The following is a 19,829-nucleotide window of genomic DNA, read 5'->3' on the forward strand; positions in this document are numbered from 1 at the left end:
GATTCTCCGCATTGTAATTTTTTCTAAATTGTCAAAGGACGAACAAAACGAGTTCCTAAAATGAGTTTTCCTTGAGAGAGCGGGTCTAACGGATTCATATTATCGATCATTTCGTTTGGCTTCGAAACAAACTGCAATTATTAAAACTACAAATTCTTCTTCCGAATTCAGCTTGCCTGAGTGGAAGATTTTTCCATTCTTTCTATGTGATCCTTTTTTATTATCTATCTTCTATCCTGGGTTTACTTGCGGGAAATATGTTCAATTATACCGCCATTATTCTTTCCCAAAGTATTTCTAATTCGGATACATTTTCGGGTTGGGTATTCTTCTTTGTATGTTTTCCTCTTTTGTTTTTAAGTTTCACTGCGGGAAGATTGCTGGATAAATATTCTAGGAAATGGCTTCTTGCTGCTGCACAAATTTCAATGGCATGTGGTTCTGGATTTGCCGCTCTTGCATTACATTTGGAATGGATCTCTCCCGGAAAACCTTATCTTCTTCTTGTGTCTTCCGTTCTTTCCGGGATCGGACTTTCTTTTGTAATGCCTGGAAGATTTGCAATACTTGGAGATCTATTAGAACATTCTAAAATAGGAAAACATAGTGTTTGGTTAAATACTCTTGTACTTTTTGGATATGGTCTTGCTCCTTTAGTGGCCGGGTATTTTAAGGAATATTTCTCCTTTAAATATGTTTTTATAAGTATTGGTTCCGCTTATGTTCTGAGCGTATTCTTTTTGATCTTGATCCCAGTACAGATGAGGGAGAGAAGCCAGGCTTCCTCTGGACCTGGTATCTCAGAGTTAGTTGCGTATTTGAAAAATTCCCCTCTGGTTTCTCAGTTCCTATTGCTTATGGGCGCTGTAGTTCTGTTAGTCGGGCCAGTCCAGGTCCTTCTTCCAAAATACGCCAAGGAAATTTTGGGATTAGGAGAAGGTGAAAGAGGCGCCTTACTTTCGGCATTAGGAGTGGGGCTTGTGATCGGAGGTGGAGCTACCTTTCTTCTTCACGGTTTAAAGAAGAAGGGCCATATTCTTTTTGGATCTGCACTCTTCAGTTGTTTTCTATTTTCACTTATCCCTTTTCTTGCGGAAAGTTTGGTGCTCACATCGGTTTGTTTTTTTGTATTTGGGTTTATGACTGGCGTGATCATTACTCTTATCCCAGCGGGTATCCAACAAAATACTGAAAATCATATCAGGGGAAGGATACTTTCTCTTTATAGCCTGGTCTTTCTTTTGGTGCCTGCATTCTCCGGGATTTTATCCGGATTTTTTTCGGATCGGATTGGAATTCCTTCCACATTCGTTTGGTCCGGGTTTTTGGAAATGGGAGCATTGATCTATCTCAGTTGGAGAATGGACCAGGTCCGTAATCATTATTAAACGGTTGCCAAATCGCCCAGGGATCAGGAATTTATATATTATGTTTCAAGGCGTATTTACTGCCATTATTACTCCATTCCGGAACGGGAAAATAGACTATGATTCCTATTTTTCTATTTTGGACAAACAGATCCAGGCAAGGGTAAGCGGAGTGGTGCCTTGCGGTACCACTGGCGAATCTCCTACTCTTTCTCATGAAGAACACGCGGAACTGATCCGCGAAACTGTGAAACATGTCAAAAAGCGGATTTTGGTAGTGGCAGGTACTGGTTCCAACTCTACTAGAGAAGCTGTGGAACTGACTGAAGCCGCTTGTAAGGACGGAGTGGACGGGATACTTCAAGTTAATCCGTATTATAATAAGCCAACCCAAGAAGGATTATATCTTCACTTCAAAGAGATAGCGGATCATTCTTCCGTTCCTGTGATGTTGTATAATATTCCTGGTAGAACTTCCGTAAATTTATTACCAGAAACTGTTCTTAGACTTTCAGAACATCCTAAGATCAGATCCATGAAAGAGGCTACTGGGGATCTTGGACAAATGTCAAAATTGATCTCTCTTGTCGGAGACAAGATGACTGTTCTTTCTGGAGATGATAACTTGACTCTTCCTCTTCTTTCCTTAGGTGGAAAAGGTGTAGTGTCTGTGATCTCGAATTTATTCCCAGAAAGTCTGGTAAATTTAGTGGAGTCTTTTCAAAAAGGGGACGTGGTTGCGGCTCAAAAGATCCATTATGATTTTATAGAATTATTCGCATTAGCATTTATAGAAACGAATCCTATTCCGATCAAAGCAGTGATGAGCTGGCATGGATTCTGTTCCGGTGAGATACGTCTTCCTATGACTTCTCTAAGTGCAGGTCCTGGAGCGGATCGTTTGAAAAAAACGGTTTCCGATCTTTTAGCAAAAGGTTATAAATAAGGAATTCGATTTGGCCCGCAAGAATCGTGTCGCAGTCATTGGTGCTTCTGGAAGAATGGGGAAGGCTATTATACAAGTCCTTTCCCAATCTAAAATTTCTGAACTTTCGGCTGCGGTAGTAGGTAAGGGTTCCGTTTATTTAGGTTTGGATTCCGGTTTACATTCCGGACTCAAACAAAATGAAATTTTATTTTCGGATGATCTTTCTAAATCAATTTCCGAATCTGATACCGTAATCGATTTTTCTATCAGAGAAGTTTTGTCGGATGTTCTGTCTATCTGCAAGGAATTCAAAAAACCTGTTGTGGTTGGAACAACCGGTCTTGTGGAAACTCATAAAGATTTATTAAAAGAAACTTCTAAATATATTCCGATCGTGTATTCTCCTAATATGTCTATCGGGGTGAATCTTCTTTTTAAACTGACTGAGATCGCCGCAAAAGTGATGGGAGATCTGGCGGATATCGAGATCCAGGATATTCATCATCGTCATAAAAAAGATGCCCCTTCCGGCACTGCTGAAAAATTGAAAGCAATCCTTTTGGAAACTCTTTCTAGGACAGAGTCAAATATTGTACATGGTCGCCACGGAATTCTTCCTGAAAGAGATCCTAAAGAAATAGCGATCCATACTCTTAGAGCGGGAGAAGTGATCGGAGATCATACTGTCTATTTTTTCACTCCAGAGGAAAGAGTCGAAATTTCCCATAAGGCACAGGACAGAAAAACATTTGCAGTTGGTTCCGTAAAAGCCGCCGAATTTTTGATCGGAAGAGAAAAAGGCCTCTACGATATGTTTTCCGTATTAGGGTTATAAGGTTCCTAGAATGGATTTTTTAAAAAACATCAGTTTATTCCAAAGTGATAAGTTCGGGATCGTAATGATCCTGGATATTCTGATTGTTAGTTTTCTAATCTATCAATTTTATTCTACGATCCGTAGGACGAGAGGGGTTCAGCTTCTTTTGGGGATTGGACTTATTTGGGTGCTTGGAATTTTTGCACAAACTTTGAATTTTGAACTTTTGGATTGGATCATTGATAATATTCGTCCAGCACTTGTATTTGCGATCATAGTTTTACTCCAACCGGAACTTCGTAAAATTACTGGTGATATGGCAAGGCTTCGATTATTCCGTCCTTTCCTTTTAAAAACTGCCACTGACCTGGATGAGATTGTAGAAGCATCTAAGATTATGGCTAAAAACAAAACCGGATCTTTAATAGCGATCGTCCGAGAGCATAGTCTCAAAGATATCGCAGAGCAAGCGGTTCAGTTGGATGCAATTCTTTCCACAAGCCTTCTTCTTACAATATTCAAGAAGAATACTGCACTTCATGATGGGGCTGTTATTATAGAGCAGAACCGAATTGCGTGTGCAGGCGCATTCTTACCAATGGCTACAAATTTGGACGATGCTCGTATGGGCGCAAGGCATAGGGCTGCACTTGGAATTGCAGAAGAATCTGATGCAGTCATCGTAGTAACTTCTGAAGAGACTGGAGAAATTTCGGTTTGTCATGACGGAGAAATGATCCATCCGGTAAAACCGATCGAATTAAAAAATCTTTTGAATACAATCCTCCAGGAGAAAAAAGCAGGACCAGGAAATCCGGCCACAGACAAAAAGTTTGAATCGGAAGAAGCAGGGGAATCACATGATTAAGGCCCTTCTGAACAACTGGCAGGCAAAACTTGGCTCTATCATTTTAGCCACGTTATTCTATATCAATTTACAAAATTCTAAAATTCTAGTAAGAGAAGTAAATATAAAGATAGAATATCCTAAACTAAGCGGTGGACTTATCATCGCTAAAGGATCTGATACTACTTTTCCTGTTAAGGTAGAAGGCGTTCGCGACTATGTGAATTTCTATACTCCTTCTTTAAAGGCATATATTTCTCCTGCTGATCTTCATCCTGGGGAGAATATTGTAAATGTGGTCCGTTTTGGGGGCACAACTCCAGGTTTAAGAATTTCTAAAATTCCTGGGAAAGAAAAAGTTAAGATCATAGTGGAATCAAATGTAAGTAGGACTCTTATAGTAGAGCCTAAACTTGCAGGAGATCCTCCTAAGGATTATATTAAATCTTCTCATTTTGTTTCTCCTACGAGCCTCGTTGTTGTAGGAAATCCTTCAGAGTTTGATAAGGTTGGGCGAATAGTCAGTCTACCTTCTATCTCCCTGAAAGATAAAACGAAAACATTCACTCAGAAATTTAAGGTCCCAGATCTTCCTGCAGGTTTAAGATACAGGGATAATATTAAAGAAGTTTCAGTAACAGTAAATATCGTAGCTGATTCTTCTACTCCTGGAGAAAGTATAGTTTTAGGTGTTCCTGTAAAATGCCAGAATCTGGATAAAAATCTGGAAGCAGAATTTTCAGAACAGGAAGTTTCTGTAAAACTACAATCCAAAACTCCGTTGCGAAGTATCCAGATCATCAAAGGTCTGAATGCAAGTGTGGTATGTTCTCATAAATACGATCCCAAAATCAAAAAGATACTTCCGGATGGTAAACCTGTAGTCGCAAAAGTCCGTTTGGAAAAAGCGCCTAGTTTAAAATCCGTAGAGATCCAGGGAGTTTTCCCAGATCGAATTTCTATCCTGTATCGTGTCCGTCCCGATATTGGATCAGGTGGAACTGGAAGTGAAGATGGGGGAGATGGAAACTCGGATCCGGGTTCGGAAGAACCTTTGCCGGAGCCTGAGGAAGAATGAAAATCACCATCGGGAATGATATAGTAGAAAATTCCAGGATCAGAGACTTGCTCGATAAACATGGAGAAAGATTTCTGAAAAGAGTATTTTCCGAAACTGAGATCGCTTATTGCTCCGGCAGAAAAGATCCAGTTCCTCATCTTAGCGGAAGATTCTGCGTGAAGGAAGCATTCATCAAGGCCATAGAACCCGGAGACAAGGTGATTCTCGATATGAGAGAAATCGAACTTTTCGGGAAAGATTTTGGAAAAAAAGAATTGGTACTTCACGGAAAATCGAAAGAATTGTTCCTCGAGAAAGGCTATAGCGGTGTTTCCGTATCCATCAGCCATGCGGAAAATTATTCCACTGCAGTTGTCGTTCTCTATAAGGAGTGAGCTAAATGGTCACCGAGTCTTTTAAACAAACTCTTAAATTGTACGACGAAGGTCTCGCACTGTACAAGAATAGAAAGTTCAAGGAAGCTTGGGAACTATTCAAAAAAGCAGTTGAGATCACTCCGAACGACGGGCCTTCTAAAAAATATATAGGACGCTGCGAAGCATTTATCGCGAATCCTCCTCCTGAAGATTGGGATGGGGTTTTCGAGATGAAAACGAAATAATCTGGTATCATGTCAAAAAAAGCCGCAACCGCATCCAAACCAAGCCGCACTGTAACCGAATTCGGGACTATCTCTACTGTTTTAGGAAGAGAAACCCATTTTTCAGGAATTCTGAACTTCAAAAAACCCTTGGAAATCTCAGGTGAATTCCAAGGAGAAATAGAATCCGAAGGATTTCTATTAGTCAGCGAAGGAGCAAAGGTCAGAGCCAATATCAAGGCCGGGACTGTAATCGTCGGTGGAGAGATCACTGGCAATGTGATCGCTACCCAAAGATTAGAAATGCTTCCTAGCGGAAAAGTAAACGGAAACATCAAGACTGCAAAGTTGCAAATCGCGGATGGAGTGATCTTCGAAGGCAACTGCGAAATGATCCTACCTAATAAGGATTGACCCTTCGGTCCAACCTGAAAAATTGGTATCTGCTAGCCCGAAACGACCTATGGACGGCGGAAAAGCGGCCAAAATCGCATTAGCCATCTTATTAGGAACCTTGGCCGGAGCCGTAGTCGGAGTAATCATCGACAACGTTTTTGGGGTCCATATCCTCTCCGTCTACCTCTTACAAGAACCGGTTCGGCTGGAACTTTACGTAATTAAAGTCGAAGCACAAGTTACCCCTGCAAGTCTCTTGGGACTTGTGGCGACATTGTTCTTCGTACTAAAAAAGGGGTAAACAGCTCATGTCAGTAATTTCCATGAAAAACCTTCTGGAAACCGGAGTTCACTTCGGTCACCAGACAAGAAAATGGAATCCGAAAATGGCTCCGTATGTCTTCACAGCAAGAAACGGAATCCATATCATCGACCTTCAAAAGACCGTTCAAAAAGCTAAAGAAGCTTATGACGCGTTGAAGAAGATTACTTCCGAAGGAAAAAAAGTCCTATTTGTAGGAACTAAAAAACAAGCGAGAGGAGCTATCGAAAGAGAAGCACTCCGTTGTAGCATGTTCTTCATCAATAACCGCTGGCCGGGCGGACTTTTAACTAACTGGAATACAGTTAAAAAATCCATCGCTCGTTTGAAAAAACTAGAGGGAATGGAAACAGACAATACCTTCGAAAAAGAAGTAAAAACTAAAAAAGAAGTTTTATCTCTTCGCAGAGAGTTGGACAAACTCCGCAAAACTCTGGGCGGGATCAAGGACATGACTAGCATTCCTGAAATTCTTTTCGTGATCGATCCTAAGAAAGAAGAGATCGCAGTAAAAGAAGCTCGTAAACTTGGTTTGAAAATTTTCGCAGTGGTTGATACTAACTGTGATCCTGAATTGATCGACTATCCAATCCCAGGTAATGATGACGCGATTCGCGCGATCTCCTTATTCCTCGAAACCATGTCTAACGCGGTAATCGAAGGAACAGGTGGAGTTGTTGAACAACCTCGCTTCAGCGAAGATCTTGATTCAGAAGCACTTGCTCTTGAATACCAAGGTGAATACGACGAAAGTGGTAAGTTCATTATGGACGAGGATCCGGTCGGAGCTAAGAAAGAAGATCCAGCGGCGGCGGCTCCTGCTCCAGCGGCTGAAGCTCCTGCAGCTATTGAAATTGATAAAGCCGAGTAAGAGGGAAGATCATGTCAGCATCTACTACCGACCTTATTAAGGAACTAAGAGACCGCACCGGTGCGGGATTGATGGATTGTAAAAAAGCTCTTCTAGAGAATAATAACGATCTAGACAAATCTGCAGATTGGTTGCGTGAAAAAGGGATCGCTAAGGCTTCTAAAAAAGCAGGACGCGTGACCAAAGAAGGAAGAAATATTTCCTATATCCACGGAGACGGAAAGATCGGAGTTCTACTCGAGCTTAACTCTGAGACTGACTTCGTTGCACGTAACGAGGCTTTCGAAGCTCTCGGAAAAGAGATATGTCTGCAAATCGCAGCTATGGCTCCACTATACGTAAGCGAAGAGCAAGTTCCTGCAGAAGATATCGAGCGTGAAACTAAGGTTTTGGAAGCTCAGTTAAAAGAAGAAGGTAAAAAACCAGAACAGATCGAAAAGATCATTCCGGGAAAAATCAAAAAGTATTACTCTGAAGTATGCCTTTTGAACCAAGCCTTCATCAAGGATAATACTAAGACCGTTGACGATCTGGTTAAGGAATCCATCGCGAAATTCGGTGAAAATATCATCGTAGCTCGTTTTGCTCGTTTCCAGGTAGGCGGCGCTTAAACCTTGGCGGAAGAAACTTCTAAGTATAAGCGGATCTTAATAAAACTCTCCGGTGAGGCACTTGCCGGAGAGGGAGAGTTTGGGATTGATAGTAATAAAGCCCATTCACTTGCAGAAGAGATCAAAGAAGTTCATTCTTTAGGAGTAGAGATTGCTCTGGTAGTCGGAGGGGGAAACTTGATCCGAGGAGCAAATCTCGCTAAGGTCGGAATGGACCAAGCAACCGCAGATTATATGGGGATGCTTGCTACCATCCAAAACGCATTGGCACTTCAAGATGCCTGCGAGAAAAAAGGACTCTACACTAGAGTTCAATCAGCAATCGATATTCATTCAATCGCAGAAAGTTACATTCGCCGCAGAGCGGTCCGACACTTGGAAAAGAAAAGGATCGTGATCTTTGCAGGTGGGATAGGTAACCCTTATTTTACTACTGATACTGCAGCAAGTTTAAGAGCGGTAGAAGTGGGATGCGAAGTAATCCTAAAAGCCACTAAGGTGGACGGGGTTTACGAAGCGGATCCTAAAAAAGATCCAAGCGCTAAAAGATATACTCATATCTCCTTTATGGAATCCATCAAACGTAGATTGAAAGTGATGGATTCTACTGCCCTCAGCCTCTGCATGGAAAACAATATGTCAATAATCGTATTTGACATTTTCAAGCGGGGCAATTTAAAAGATTTGGTTCTCGGGGACAAAAAAATAGGTACCCTGATTTCTAACTCGGAGGATATTCGGATCGATGGCGAATGAAGAAGTAATCAACGCAATGAAGTCCAAGATGGATAAAACCGTAGAACTCCTGAAAAAGGATTTTGCGGGAGTCCGGACGGGCAGGGCAAACCCTGCATTGATCGAAGATCTTAGGGTAGAATATTATGGAACTCCTACTCCCATCAATCAGTTGGGAAATATCTCTGCTCCTGAGCCTAGACTTCTGGTAGTTTCCCCTTATGATAAGGGAACTATGAAAGATATCGAAAAGGCAATCCAAGCTTCAGGACTAGGGCTACAACCTACGAACGACGGGGTTGTAATTCGTATCATCATTCCAGAACTTACGGGCGAAAGACGTAAAGAATTGGCAAAAGTGGTAAAATCCAAATCGGAAGAGAAGAAGGTCGCTGTCAGAAACATCCGCCGTGATGCGATGGAAGATCTTAAAAAACATTCCGAAGGAATTTCCCAAGACGAATTAAAAACTCTGCAAGACCAGGTGCAAAAAATTACGGATTCTTATATAGATAAAGTTTCCGCAATTACGGCTGAAAAAGAGAAAGAAATCACTACGGTCTAAGTTTGGCTTCTTCCAAAAAAAAAATCCCCCGTCACGTGGCGGTCATCATGGACGGGAACGGAAGATGGGCAACATCTAAAGGACTTTCCAGATCCGCAGGACATAGAGCAGGCGCAGACGCAATTGATCGTCTCATGGACTCCAGTTTAGAATTGGGTCTCGAAGTAGTTTCTCTTTATGCATTCTCCACAGAAAACTGGAAACGGCCTATTACAGAGATCAGATCTATATTCAATCTATTAGTAGAATTTATAGATTCCCGATTGGATAAGATCAACTCCAAAGGGATCAGAATATTACATTCAGGTTCTAGAAAAAAGCTAAGCTCTTTGGTTTTATCTAAAATCGATCATGCGGCGGAGATCACCCGCAAAAACCGCAAATTAACTGTGAACTTTTGTTTAAATTACGGGTCCCAGGAAGAGATTTTAAACGCGTTTTCCAGATTAGCGGAAGAAAGAAAGAAGAAGTCCATCTCCATCCAAAAACCGATCAGCACAAAAGAACTCGAAAAATATTTGTATACGTACCCCCTTCCGGCGGTAGATTTATTGATTAGAACTGCTGGGGAGAGGAGATTATCCAATTTCCTTCTATGGCAATCCGCCTATGCGGAGCTTTTTTTTACTGAAAATCTTTGGCCTGAATTCGGAGACAAGGATCTGAGAGAAGCGCTGGATTGGTTCCGGGGAAGGACCCGAAAATTCGGAGGTTTAGAGAATGGGTGAAACTACAAAAAGGATCCTTTCCGCGGCTGTGCTCGTAGCCTTATACCTGTTCATGATCTTTTACAGGGATTTTTATTATTTACAAACCCTGGTTATACTTCTGGTCGCAGGAGTGATAGGTCTGACAGAATTTTATAGGCTTTCTGATAGAGGCCAGGACGGAAGGCCCTTCAAGGGAACCGGGATATTCTTCTTTATTATAATATTATTAATTTATTATTTTAGATTCGTAGCTTCTCAGAATAAGTTCGAGCCGCCAATATTCTTCCAAACACATTTTAAACTGTTTGTACCTAGTTTTGATGCGGTAACCTTCTCCTTTGTATTACTTTTCTTATTCAGCTTCCTACTTCAAATTTTGAGAAGGCCACTGGATGGAGCAATTTTCTCTGTAAGTTCCACAATTTTGGGAGTAGTTTACGCGGCACTTCCGCTTGGACATTTACTTCTTCTTTTGGGAATGAACCAAGGTATCTATTATGTGTTCTTAGTTTCCGTCGCCACATTCATGACTGATGTGGGGGGATATTTCGGAGGACGTTGGTTCGGAAGAAATCCAGCAGGACTTGCAATTTCTCCTAAAAAAACCTGGGAAGGTTATGCTTCCGGGATCGTAGTAGCGATCGGTTCTGTATTCCTTCTTAATATCCTTTGGGAAAGAAGCACAGGAGTTGCACCATTAGTTTCAGGTGCAGAAGTATTTTTAACTTCTTTAATTTTATCTTTCGTAGGAATCATCGGGGACCTTTTGGAATCTGCAATGAAAAGGGACGCTAAGGTAAAAGATTCTGGGAATTTGATTCCTGGTCATGGTGGAATTTTGGATAGAGCTGATGCGTTACTTTTAACAGTTCCTATTCTATATTTTTATCTTCAGATCAAGGTTGCTCTGGGATTTCCGGTCTAACTAACAATATGAAAAGAGGCGTCTCTATACTGGGTGCCTCCGGATCGGTAGGGGAGTCTACTCTCAAAATACTCCGCCAATTTCCGGAAGAGTTTCGGCTAATATCCTTCAGCGTACATTCCAATTTGCAAAAAGCGGAATCTATCGCGAAAGAATTCCAACCGGATGTTCTATGTATTAGTTCCGACACTGCGGATAGAACAATACTCGGAAGCAAGATCGGAAATACTAAAGTATTATACGGATCTAAAAGTTTAGAAGAGATCGTTTCAGATCCGGAAATAGAAACCGTTGTCACAGCAGTTGTTGGTGCAAGTGGGATTCGTCCTACTATTGCTGCAATTCGCGCAGGCAAAAAAATTGGGATCGCAAACAAGGAAACCTTGGTAAGCTGCGGACCCTATATCAAAAGTTTATTAGAAAATTCTAAATCGTCTCTGGTCCCTGTTGACTCAGAACATAATGCACTCTTCCAACTTTTAGAAAATATGAAGAAGGACTCACTCGAAAGGATAGTCCTGACTGCTTCTGGCGGACCTTTTCGTAAACTTCCTGTCGAAGATCTTCCAAAAGTAACGATTGAACAGGCACTAAAACATCCTACATGGAATATGGGGCCTAAGATCACGATCGATTCCGCAGGAATGATCAATAAAGGATTAGAAGTCATAGAGGCTCATTTTCTTTTTGGGTTTTCTTATGATAAGATTGGCGTTGTTATTCATCCTCAAAGTGTTGCCCATGGTTTGGTCGAGACCAAGGACGGAGCAAGTTTTGTATATGCTTCTTATCCAGATATGATCTTTCCTGTGGCACATTCATTATATTATCCTAAAATAGTTCCTACAGTTTTAAAATCTCATCCTGCTACTTCTTGGGGAACTCTGGAATTTTTAGAACCTGATATGGAAAGATATCCAGGTTTGGCGTTGGCATATGAGGCTGGAAGAGCGGGAGGCACCGCTCCTTCTATCTTTAATGCTTCAAACGAAGTAGCCGTTGAATTATTCTTACAAGGTAAAATTCTTTTTACCGATATACCTTCTCTCATTCGAAATGTTTTGGAAAAAATCCCAAATTCATTTCCAAACGATTTAGAAGGATATGAAGAAGCGGATAGAAAGGCCAGAGAATTGGCCTTCCATTTCTCTAAAGATAAGGTAGAGCATTTATGTTAGCAGATATTTTAGGCATCGTATTCATGCTGGCTCTTTGTATATTTATACATGAGTTAGGTCATTTGATCATGGGTTGGGTTGTTGGTGTAAAGGCCAGGATCTTCTCTATTGGTTATGGAAAAGGGATTTGGAAAAAGAAAATTGGTGAGACCACTTTTCAAGTCACTGGAATCCCGTTAGGCGGTTATGTTCTATTCAAGGGAGACGAAGGTGGAGCCTTAAAAGGAGAGAAGGGAGAATTTTTATCCACTCCTCCTCTTAAAAGAATGATCCCAGTTTTTGGTGGGCCGTTATTCAATTTAATCCTCGGATTTTTTATCATCTTCGGTTTATATGCGATCGGTTATTCTCCTGCAGGAACTAAAATTTACATAGAACCTGCGATAAATGAATATTCTTCAGGATACCAAGCAGGTTTAAGAAGTGGGGACAAGATTGTTTCCGTAAATGGGACCAAAACAGAATCCAAATATGAATTATTGTCCGAGCTTGGACTTGCTCGTGGAAAAAATATCCAACTCAAAGTTGAAAGAGAAGGAAAAGAATTAGAATTTCATTTTTCTGATCCTCAGATCGGAGTCGACTTTGCAGGAGAAAGACTCGTACAAGTGGATTTCGGATACGGATCCACACTCAGTCATTGGTTCTTGAAAAAACTTTCTTTCTTGGACCCAAATGGAGAAGCAGCGGAATATAGAAAACAAAGAGAAAGAAAGGCTGCATTAGATCCAAAACTTTCTCCGCGTGAACTAGCTTTACAAGAAGCAAGACTGAACAAAGAAGCAATTGAATCCAGAGCCTTGGATTATCTGAACGATGGAGATAGGATCTTATCCGTAAACGGGATAGAAGTTCATACTGTTCCGGAATTACAGAAAACTCTTGGAAAATTCCAAAACGAAAAAGTAAAATTGGAAGTGGACCGTAAAACGTATCCACTACTCAATCCATGGACTCGCGAAAAAGCAGAAGTGGAAATGATACCTCTTGGAGCATTCGTTGTAGAATTAAAAGATGTTCGAGACAGAAAATATCCTGATATACCAATCAGCACAATCAGTCTCAGAAGTCATGATCCTGAAATTAAACTCAAACTTCTAAGCTTGAAGATAGATGGTAAGTCTTTTGCAGATATAGAAGATTTCAAAAAAACAGTCCAATCTCAAATCGGTAAAAGAGTTCAGTTAGAAGTCCAAGGTCAGGTCTGGGACACAACACTCGGATTCTATCAAATCGGTCTTTTAGGTTTTACTGCTAAGATGCATGTAAAAGAGGAAAGTATGGACCGAAAACTTTCCTTCGGCGAAGCATTTTTACAATCCGGCAAAGACGTAGGAAAGATGATCAGCGATAACCTGAGAGGACTCGGGATGATCTTTTCCGGAAGATTGAAGGTAAAAGACAGTGTTTCCGGCCCAGTGGGACTTGCTAAAGTTTCTGTTCAATTCTTAGAAGACGGTTTTTATTCTTACTTTCAGTTCGTGGCATTTATTTCGATCGCCTTAATGATAATGAATTTACTTCCGATTCCTGTAGCCGACGGTGGACATATCGTTTTTTTCACATACGAGGCGATTGCCGGTAGACCTTTGCCGATGGCTGTTCAAGAACAGGTTTTGAGATTAGGATTCTTCTTCCTTTTATCCTTAGGCCTCTATGTGACTTATCACGATTTCTTAAGATAATCGAGAGTCATGAGAGCATCTAAATATTTAGTACCTACGGAAAAAGAAAATCCTTCGGACGCGGTAGTCGCTTCCCATAGGCTGATGATACGAGCTGGCCTGGTCAGAAAATCAGGTTCAGGGTTTTATTTTTTCCTACCATTAGGACTTCGCATTCTTAAAAAAATTGAGAATATAGTCCGTGAAGAAATGGACTCAACCGGCGCATTGGAATTCGAACTTCCGATCATGACACCTTCCGAGTTTTGGGAACAATCAGGAAGATGGAGTGTTATGGGTCCGGAGATGATGAGAGTAAAAGATCGTCATGACCAATGGTATGCACTTGGCCCCACTCATGAAGAATCTTTTTCTTATTTAGTAAAACCTTTACTGAAATCATATAAGGATCTGCCAATTAATGTATATCAGATCCACACCAAGTTCAGAGATGAGATCCGCCCTAGATTCGGAGTAATCCGTTCTAGAGAGTTCATTATGAAAGATGCATATTCATATCATTTGGATGAGGCTTCTTTGGATGCAACTTATCAGGATATGAGAACTGCTTATCGCAAAATTTTCCAACGTTGCGGTTTGAAAACTATTCCTGTCCAGGCAGATTCTGGAACTATGGGTGGTTCCGCTTCCGAAGAATTTATGGTAGTTTCTCCTATTGGAGAAGAGACACTTCTTCTTTGCGGAGACTGCGGTTATAATTCTAATAGCGAAAAAACTCCTTTTATTGCAAAGGTTGAAGATTCTCCAAAGGGTCCTAAGGACAAAAAGGAAGTGGCGACTCCAGGCAAAAAGTCTATCGAAGATGTTGCTTCTTTCTTAAATGTTCGCCCTCAAGATACTATCAAGGCGGTTGCTTTTCATAACGGAAAAGAGAAACTGTTGGTATTCCTACGTGGAGATTTAGAATTAAATGAACACAAACTTAAGTCTTATTTAAAATGGTCTGACCTGGACATGATCCCGGAACCAGAATTAAAAAGTTCTAATTTAGTTCCTGGGTTTATCGGTCCTTCCGATGTGGGTGCTGGGTTTAAAGTGATTTTAGATTCTTCTATCCAGAAAGACGGAGCTTATGTGGTCGGTGGAGGAAAAGAAGATTTCCATATCCAAGGATATGTTCCTTCTTCCGAGATCAAAATTCCATACGAAACTGCAGATGTGGCTTTAGCAAGAGAAGGGGACCCTTGTCCTACCTGTGCAAAAACCTTAAAAGCAGAGAAGGGAATAGAAGTAGGTCATATCTTCAAACTTGGAGATAAATATACCAAGTCTTTCCAGATCCAAGTATTGGATCAACAAGGTAAGGCAAAAACTCTTACCATGGGATGTTATGGTATTGGTGTAAATCGCACCATGGCAACAGTTATAGAACAATGTAATGATGATAAGGGTATTTACTGGCCAATCAGTATTGCACCTTTCGAGATCGGCCTTGTGACCCTCACGAAGGGAGAAGAGCAAGACGCAAAAGCATTAGAATTTTACGAAAATCTAAAGAATGAAGGTTTTGAGGTTTTCTGGGACGAAAGAGATCTCGGACCTGGATTTAAATTCAAGGATTCTGAACTGATCGGTTTCCCGATCAGGATCACTGTTGGTAAAAAGTTTTTCGAATCTGGAGAAATTTCCATCTATAATCGCAAGCTCGATAAGGATGAAACTTTCAAATTTACGGACTTTGATGATCTGAATACAAGAGTAGAAAATTTACGTCAGGAATTATACCAGGAGTTGTTGGGAGATTAATCCCTTCAAAAACTGTCATGGCTAAAGAACGCAGCTTCACTGAAAAAGAAGGTTACTTCGGAGATTTTGGAGGAAGATATTCCCCTGAAATTCTGACCGAAGCATTGATCGAGTTGGAAAATACTTACAATAAACTCCGTAAGGATAAAAAATTCCAAAAGGATCTGGAGTTTTATAGAAGGAATTATATCGGAAGACCTTCTCCTCTGACTTATGCAGAGAAACTTACCAAGGCCTGGGGTGGCGCTAAGATTTGGCTAAAGCGCGAAGATCTGAATCATACAGGCGCTCATAAGATCAATAATACGATCGGCCAGGCGCTTATTGCAAAAGCAATGGGCAAACGTAGGATCATTGCAGAAACAGGGGCGGGCCAACATGGTGTGGCAACTGCAACAGTAGGTGCATTATTCGAATTTGAAACTGCTATCTTTATGGGAGAAGAAGATCTCCGTCGCCAAAAATTGAATGCGATCCGTATGCAGATGCTTGGCGCAAAAGTGATTGGAGTTTCTTCTGGAACCGCAACTTTAAAAGACGCGACCTCTGAAGCGATGAGAGATTGGGCATTAAATGTTTCTAATACTCATTATATAGTAGGTTCTGTGATTGGGCCTCACCCATTTCCAACTATCGTTCGTGATTTTCAAAAAGTTGTGGGCGATGAATCTAAAAAGCAGTTCAAAAAAGAAAACGATAAACTTCCTGATGCTGTCGTTGCTTGTGTAGGTGGCGGCTCCAATGCAATGGGAATGTATTATGCATTTCTAAATGATAAAAAAGTAAAACTATACGGAGTGGAAGCTGGTGGGAGGGGATCTTCTCCTGGAGAACATTCTGCTACAATGCTTTTTGGTAAGACTGGATTTTTACATGGAACCAAAACTTTGGTGATCCAAGATGATGGTGGCCAAGTAGTTCCTGCACACTCTGTTTCAGCTGGATTGGATTATCCTGGTGTTGGGCCAGAACATGCTTATCTACATTCTTCCGGAAGAGTAAAATACGAAACTGTTTCCGACCAGGGAGCCTTGGACGCATTCATGGAAGTATGTAGGATAGAAGGTATCATTCCTGCATTAGAAACTGCTCATGCTTTCCGATTTGCCAAAGATCTTGCAAAAGAACTCGGAAAGAAAAAAGACATTCTGATCTGTCTTTCTGGAAGAGGAGACAAGGACGTGGCAGAAGTAGCAAGACTTGTTGGTCTTTCTCAAGGAGATTTGATTTGAGCGCAATTAAGAGCGTTTTTTCAGATTCAAAAAGCGCATTCATTCCTTATATTTCTTTAGGAGATCCAAACTACGAACTATGTGTAGATTGGGCGGATGCTCTTATCAGAGGTGGCGCTGATATTTTAGAACTTGGGATCCCATTTTCAGATCCAGTTGCTGATGGACCAGTAATACAAAAAGCATTCAAACGTGCTCTTGCAAATCCATTCTCCATGGATACAATTTTGGAAACTACTGAGAAGATACATTCTTTACATCCTCATATTCCTCTAGTGTATCTAACGTATTTTAATCCTATCTTTCATTACGGTTTTGAAAGGTTTGCGGAGAAGGCAAAAATCGCAGGTATCCAAGGTATGATCATCCCCGATCTTCCATATGATACCCCTGAGACTGATGAGTTATTTAAGTCCTTGAAAAGAAGAGGAGTGGATCTGATCCATCTGGTAACTCCAGCGACTCCTTTAAATCGTATGAAAGGAATTAGAGATTTTGCTTCTGGATTTATTTATTACGTAACTTCTTACGGAGTAACTGGAGAAAGAAAATCCATCTCTGCAGATCTAGAAGATAGGATCAAAACTACTAAGGAAGTTTTTTCCCTCCCTGTGAGTGCTGGATTTGGGATTTCGGCTCCAGATCAGGCAAAGGAAATTTCTGGGTACGCTGACGGGATCATCATTGGTTCCGCCGTACAAAGGATTATAGAAGAGAATGGTTCTAATCCTAGCCTTTGTAGAAAAAAACTGGAAGAATACGCACAATCGATTTCTGGTTCTTTGAGAGGAAAAAACCTCTAAAACTCTTTTTCATAGTCGATATTTTCTTTCCTGAATTGGGAAGAAAATTGACGAAACCGTCCCGGTAGAGAGAATCTTCCGGATCGGAGGAAAGAATGAGCGAGTCCAAATCAGCCCAGAAATTTACCTTAGTGGATATTATTTTCGGGGTCACTACATCCCTCGGGATCCTGGCACATTTTTATTACGCGTTTTTTTCCGAAGCGGAATATTCACTTCAACTTCTACTATTAGGCGCACTTTTTGTATTTTCTTCCTCTTACTTTTTTTATAAAGCCATCACCAAGGTAGCCAAAAATCCTCAGCTAGTAGGAAGTCTTTGGTTAGCGATCGTAGTATCCTTAGTTTGGTTTGATCTATACGTTGCATTCACTCCAGTTTCCGAATTAGAAGAAAATTCGATCTCTTGGAGATTTAACGTTCTTCGTAACCAAACTGACGCAAGAGTGGAGAAGGAATCAGATAAGGGAGATCTGGAACAGATCCAATTGAAACCCCCTGAAAAAGCAAGAAGGGACATCAATATTATCGGGATCACTACTAAAACTTTAGATCAGTTGGGTGGTGTATGGCCTCTTCCTTGGAAATATTACGCAAAGATAATAGATAAGTTTTCTTCTTCTACCAACCATCTTATGTTCGACGTGTTCTTCCTGGACTATAAGCCAGGACAAACTGATGAAATGGCTAAAGCTGTTGCTGGAAACCCAAGGGTAATGTTTGACTATCCGATGGAAACCAGTTTGGAATCCAAGAGCACAATCATCAATCTCGAGAAAAGAACTGAAATTCTTCGCAAATTTAAATTAGAGAATGTAAAGGACGAACAAACAGGACTTTCCTGGTTGAAATTCCCACAAGCTCCTATCGAGCCAATTGCCGAAAAATCTTCTGGTTTAGGATTCGCGAATATTAAAAAAGATGAATCCGGTCTGAACCGTAAAATGCCTATCGTTGCAAAGATCTTAGGATCAGGTGCAGGTAGAGCGGACGAATATTATCCTTCTATCGATCTTGTAATCGCTTGTAATTATTACGGAGTGGATGTCAAAAAAGATGTAGAAGTGGTCATGGGCGAATATGTGAAGATCAAAAATATTCCTCAAAAGAATATTAGCTACTTCGACCGCAAAACTTTGAAAATGGTCACTGAAGATATCATGGCCAAGCCGAATAATACTCGTGAGGTCACCATTCCGATCGACGAGTACGGCCAAATGGAGATCAACTTCCCAGGTGGATTATATTCTTATAATACTACAGAATTTTTTGAAGTTTCGGAAGGTTGGGATAACGAAACTGCTACCCAGGTAAATAATAATATCTTCTTAGTAGCGATGTTCTATGCTACAGGAAGAGGAGCTGCAAAAGATACTCACTTGTCTCCATTCGGAGATATGTCTGGGATCGAACACCACGCACACGCTATCAATACGATCTTGAACCAGGACTTTCTCTGGGACATGCCATTGGCAGGAAACTTCCTGATCTTCTTCTCCATGGCGTTTATCGTAGGATTGATCTTACCTAGAATGAAAACCTCTTGGGGATTTTTATTCATCATAGGCATCGCGCTATTATATAGCATTGTCACATTATACGATTTCTCTGAATTCAATATAGTTCACGTATTCCCTGCTGTGATTATGGAGCAATTTTTCATATTCGTGGGGATCATAGTTTATAAGATCTTAACGGAAGAAGAGAACGTAAAATATATCCGCACCACATTCTCCAAATTCGTTTCAAAAGACGTTGTGGACGAACTTCTTAAGAATCCGGAAAACCTAAACTTGGGAGGATCCAAGAAGGACATTACCATTTTCTTCTCGGATATCCGCGGATTTACCACCATGTCTGAAAAAATGGGTCCGGAAGAACTGGTCCAATTCCTAAATCAGTACCTTTCGGAAATGACCGAGATCATTATCGAGTTCAAGGGAACGATTGATAAATACATGGGGGATGCGATCATGGCTTTCTGGGGGGCTCCGGTTCCTCTAGAAGACCATGCTTACTACGCTTGCGCGGCTTCTCTCGCTCAGATGAGAAGACTCGCAGTCCTGAAGGAAGAATGGAAAGCAAGAGATCTTCCTGTGATGGACATTGGTATCGGATTAAATTCCGGACCTGCTGTCGTGGGGAATATGGGAAGTTCTCACCGGATGGACTATACTTGTATGGGAGATACCATTAACTTGGGATCTCGTCTGGAAGGATCCAACAAGGAATATGCCACAAATATTATTATTTCGGAATATACATACGAAAAGGTCAAGGACCGTATAATCGCCAGAGAACTGGACCTAGTCAAGGTAAAGGGTAAAACCAAACCTGTCCGGATCTATGAACTGATCGACTTAGTGAACGAAGAAGACCTAAAACTTCTGAGGAGACCTTTGCATTCAGTAGAGCAGTCCCGATGACCGT

The 19,829-nt window shown here is 41.0% G+C and carries 21 protein-coding genes; all 21 read left to right on the forward strand.

The annotated features are described in order from the left end of the window. Positions 1-206: 206 nt before the first annotated feature. The 21 genes from CH362_RS05570 (at position 207) to CH362_RS05670 (ending at position 19,825) form a co-directional block, all read left to right on the forward strand. Positions 207-1,388: an MFS transporter gene (locus CH362_RS05570; RefSeq protein WP_100709394.1), complete on the forward strand. Its 1,182-nt coding sequence runs from the start codon at positions 207-209 to the stop codon at positions 1,386-1,388. 40 nt (positions 1,389-1,428) lie between these two features. Continuing rightward, positions 1,429-2,313 carry a 4-hydroxy-tetrahydrodipicolinate synthase gene (dapA, locus tag CH362_RS05575; RefSeq protein WP_100709395.1) on the forward strand — a complete coding sequence of 295 codons (885 nt, stop codon included), beginning with the start codon at positions 1,429-1,431 and terminating at the stop codon, positions 2,311-2,313. 10 nt (positions 2,314-2,323) lie between these two features. Then, positions 2,324-3,130 (forward strand): 4-hydroxy-tetrahydrodipicolinate reductase, encoded by an 807-nt coding sequence (gene dapB / locus CH362_RS05580; protein ID WP_100709396.1) that lies wholly within the window; start codon positions 2,324-2,326, stop codon positions 3,128-3,130. A 10-nt stretch (positions 3,131-3,140) separates the two neighbouring features. Further along, positions 3,141-3,980 (forward strand): diadenylate cyclase CdaA, encoded by an 840-nt coding sequence (cdaA, locus tag CH362_RS05585; RefSeq protein ID WP_100709397.1) that lies wholly within the window; start codon positions 3,141-3,143, stop codon positions 3,978-3,980. Next, positions 3,973-5,037 carry a YbbR-like domain-containing protein gene (locus CH362_RS05590; RefSeq protein ID WP_100709398.1) on the forward strand — a complete coding sequence of 355 codons (1,065 nt, stop codon included), beginning with the start codon at positions 3,973-3,975 and terminating at the stop codon, positions 5,035-5,037. Before cdaA ends, CH362_RS05590 begins: the two co-directional genes overlap by 8 nt. Continuing rightward, entirely contained in the window at positions 5,034-5,414 is a 381-nt protein-coding gene (acpS, locus tag CH362_RS05595) for a holo-ACP synthase (protein ID WP_086446726.1), read from the forward strand. Before CH362_RS05590 ends, acpS begins: the two co-directional genes overlap by 4 nt. A 5-nt stretch (positions 5,415-5,419) precedes the next feature. Further along, entirely contained in the window at positions 5,420-5,641 is a 222-nt protein-coding gene (locus tag CH362_RS05600; RefSeq protein ID WP_008592471.1) for a tetratricopeptide repeat protein, read from the forward strand. Between the two features lie 9 nt (positions 5,642-5,650). Continuing rightward, entirely contained in the window at positions 5,651-6,034 is a 384-nt protein-coding gene (locus tag CH362_RS05605) for a bactofilin family protein (protein ID WP_100709399.1), read from the forward strand. Positions 6,035-6,056: 22 nt separating this feature from the next. Then, positions 6,057-6,317 carry a hypothetical protein gene (locus tag CH362_RS05610; protein ID WP_199775842.1) on the forward strand — a complete coding sequence of 87 codons (261 nt, stop codon included), beginning with the start codon at positions 6,057-6,059 and terminating at the stop codon, positions 6,315-6,317. A gap of 7 nt (positions 6,318-6,324) precedes the next feature. Continuing rightward, positions 6,325-7,209 carry a 30S ribosomal protein S2 gene (rpsB, locus tag CH362_RS05615; protein WP_100709400.1) on the forward strand — a complete coding sequence of 295 codons (885 nt, stop codon included), beginning with the start codon at positions 6,325-6,327 and terminating at the stop codon, positions 7,207-7,209. Positions 7,210-7,220: 11 nt separating this feature from the next. Continuing rightward, positions 7,221-7,820 (forward strand): translation elongation factor Ts, encoded by a 600-nt coding sequence (gene tsf / locus CH362_RS05620; protein ID WP_100709401.1) that lies wholly within the window; start codon positions 7,221-7,223, stop codon positions 7,818-7,820. 3 nt (positions 7,821-7,823) lie between these two features. Continuing rightward, a complete protein-coding gene (pyrH, locus tag CH362_RS05625) occupies positions 7,824-8,576 on the forward strand; it encodes a UMP kinase (RefSeq protein ID WP_008592152.1) in 753 nt (250 codons plus the stop codon). After that, positions 8,566-9,120, forward strand: a complete 555-nt coding sequence (gene frr / locus CH362_RS05630) for a ribosome recycling factor (protein ID WP_100707850.1) — start codon at positions 8,566-8,568, stop codon at positions 9,118-9,120. The genes pyrH and frr overlap by 11 nt, the downstream gene beginning before the upstream one ends. Before the next feature lie 2 nt (positions 9,121-9,122). Beyond that, complete coding sequence (locus tag CH362_RS05635; protein ID WP_100709402.1) at positions 9,123-9,848, forward strand: isoprenyl transferase; 726 nt, start codon at positions 9,123-9,125, stop codon at positions 9,846-9,848. Continuing rightward, positions 9,841-10,755: a phosphatidate cytidylyltransferase gene (locus CH362_RS05640; protein ID WP_100709403.1), complete on the forward strand. Its 915-nt coding sequence runs from the start codon at positions 9,841-9,843 to the stop codon at positions 10,753-10,755. Before CH362_RS05635 ends, CH362_RS05640 begins: the two co-directional genes overlap by 8 nt. An 8-nt stretch (positions 10,756-10,763) precedes the next feature. Then, complete coding sequence (gene dxr / locus CH362_RS05645) at positions 10,764-11,933, forward strand: 1-deoxy-D-xylulose-5-phosphate reductoisomerase (RefSeq protein WP_100709404.1); 1,170 nt, start codon at positions 10,764-10,766, stop codon at positions 11,931-11,933. Beyond that, positions 11,927-13,618 carry a site-2 protease family protein gene (locus CH362_RS05650; RefSeq protein ID WP_100709405.1) on the forward strand — a complete coding sequence of 564 codons (1,692 nt, stop codon included), beginning with the start codon at positions 11,927-11,929 and terminating at the stop codon, positions 13,616-13,618. Before dxr ends, CH362_RS05650 begins: the two co-directional genes overlap by 7 nt. Positions 13,619-13,627: 9 nt before the next feature. After that, positions 13,628-15,364, forward strand: a complete 1,737-nt coding sequence (locus tag CH362_RS05655) for a proline--tRNA ligase (RefSeq protein ID WP_100709406.1) — start codon at positions 13,628-13,630, stop codon at positions 15,362-15,364. A 17-nt stretch (positions 15,365-15,381) separates the two neighbouring features. Further along, the gene (gene trpB / locus CH362_RS05660) at positions 15,382-16,596 is read left to right on the forward strand and encodes a tryptophan synthase subunit beta (protein ID WP_100709407.1); all 1,215 of its coding nucleotides are present in this window, start codon (positions 15,382-15,384) and stop codon (positions 16,594-16,596) included. Beyond that, positions 16,593-17,399, forward strand: coding sequence for a tryptophan synthase subunit alpha (gene trpA / locus CH362_RS05665; RefSeq protein ID WP_100709408.1), 807 nt, complete (start codon positions 16,593-16,595; stop codon positions 17,397-17,399). The genes trpB and trpA overlap by 4 nt, the downstream gene beginning before the upstream one ends. Positions 17,400-17,494: 95 nt before the next feature. Further along, positions 17,495-19,825, forward strand: coding sequence for an adenylate/guanylate cyclase domain-containing protein (locus CH362_RS05670; RefSeq protein WP_100709409.1), 2,331 nt, complete (start codon positions 17,495-17,497; stop codon positions 19,823-19,825). Positions 19,826-19,829 lie beyond the last annotated feature (4 nt).

It is taken from the genome of Leptospira saintgironsiae (genome assembly GCF_002811765.1).
In the GTDB taxonomy this organism is placed as follows: Bacteria; Spirochaetota; Leptospiria; order Leptospirales; family Leptospiraceae; genus Leptospira_B; species Leptospira_B saintgironsiae.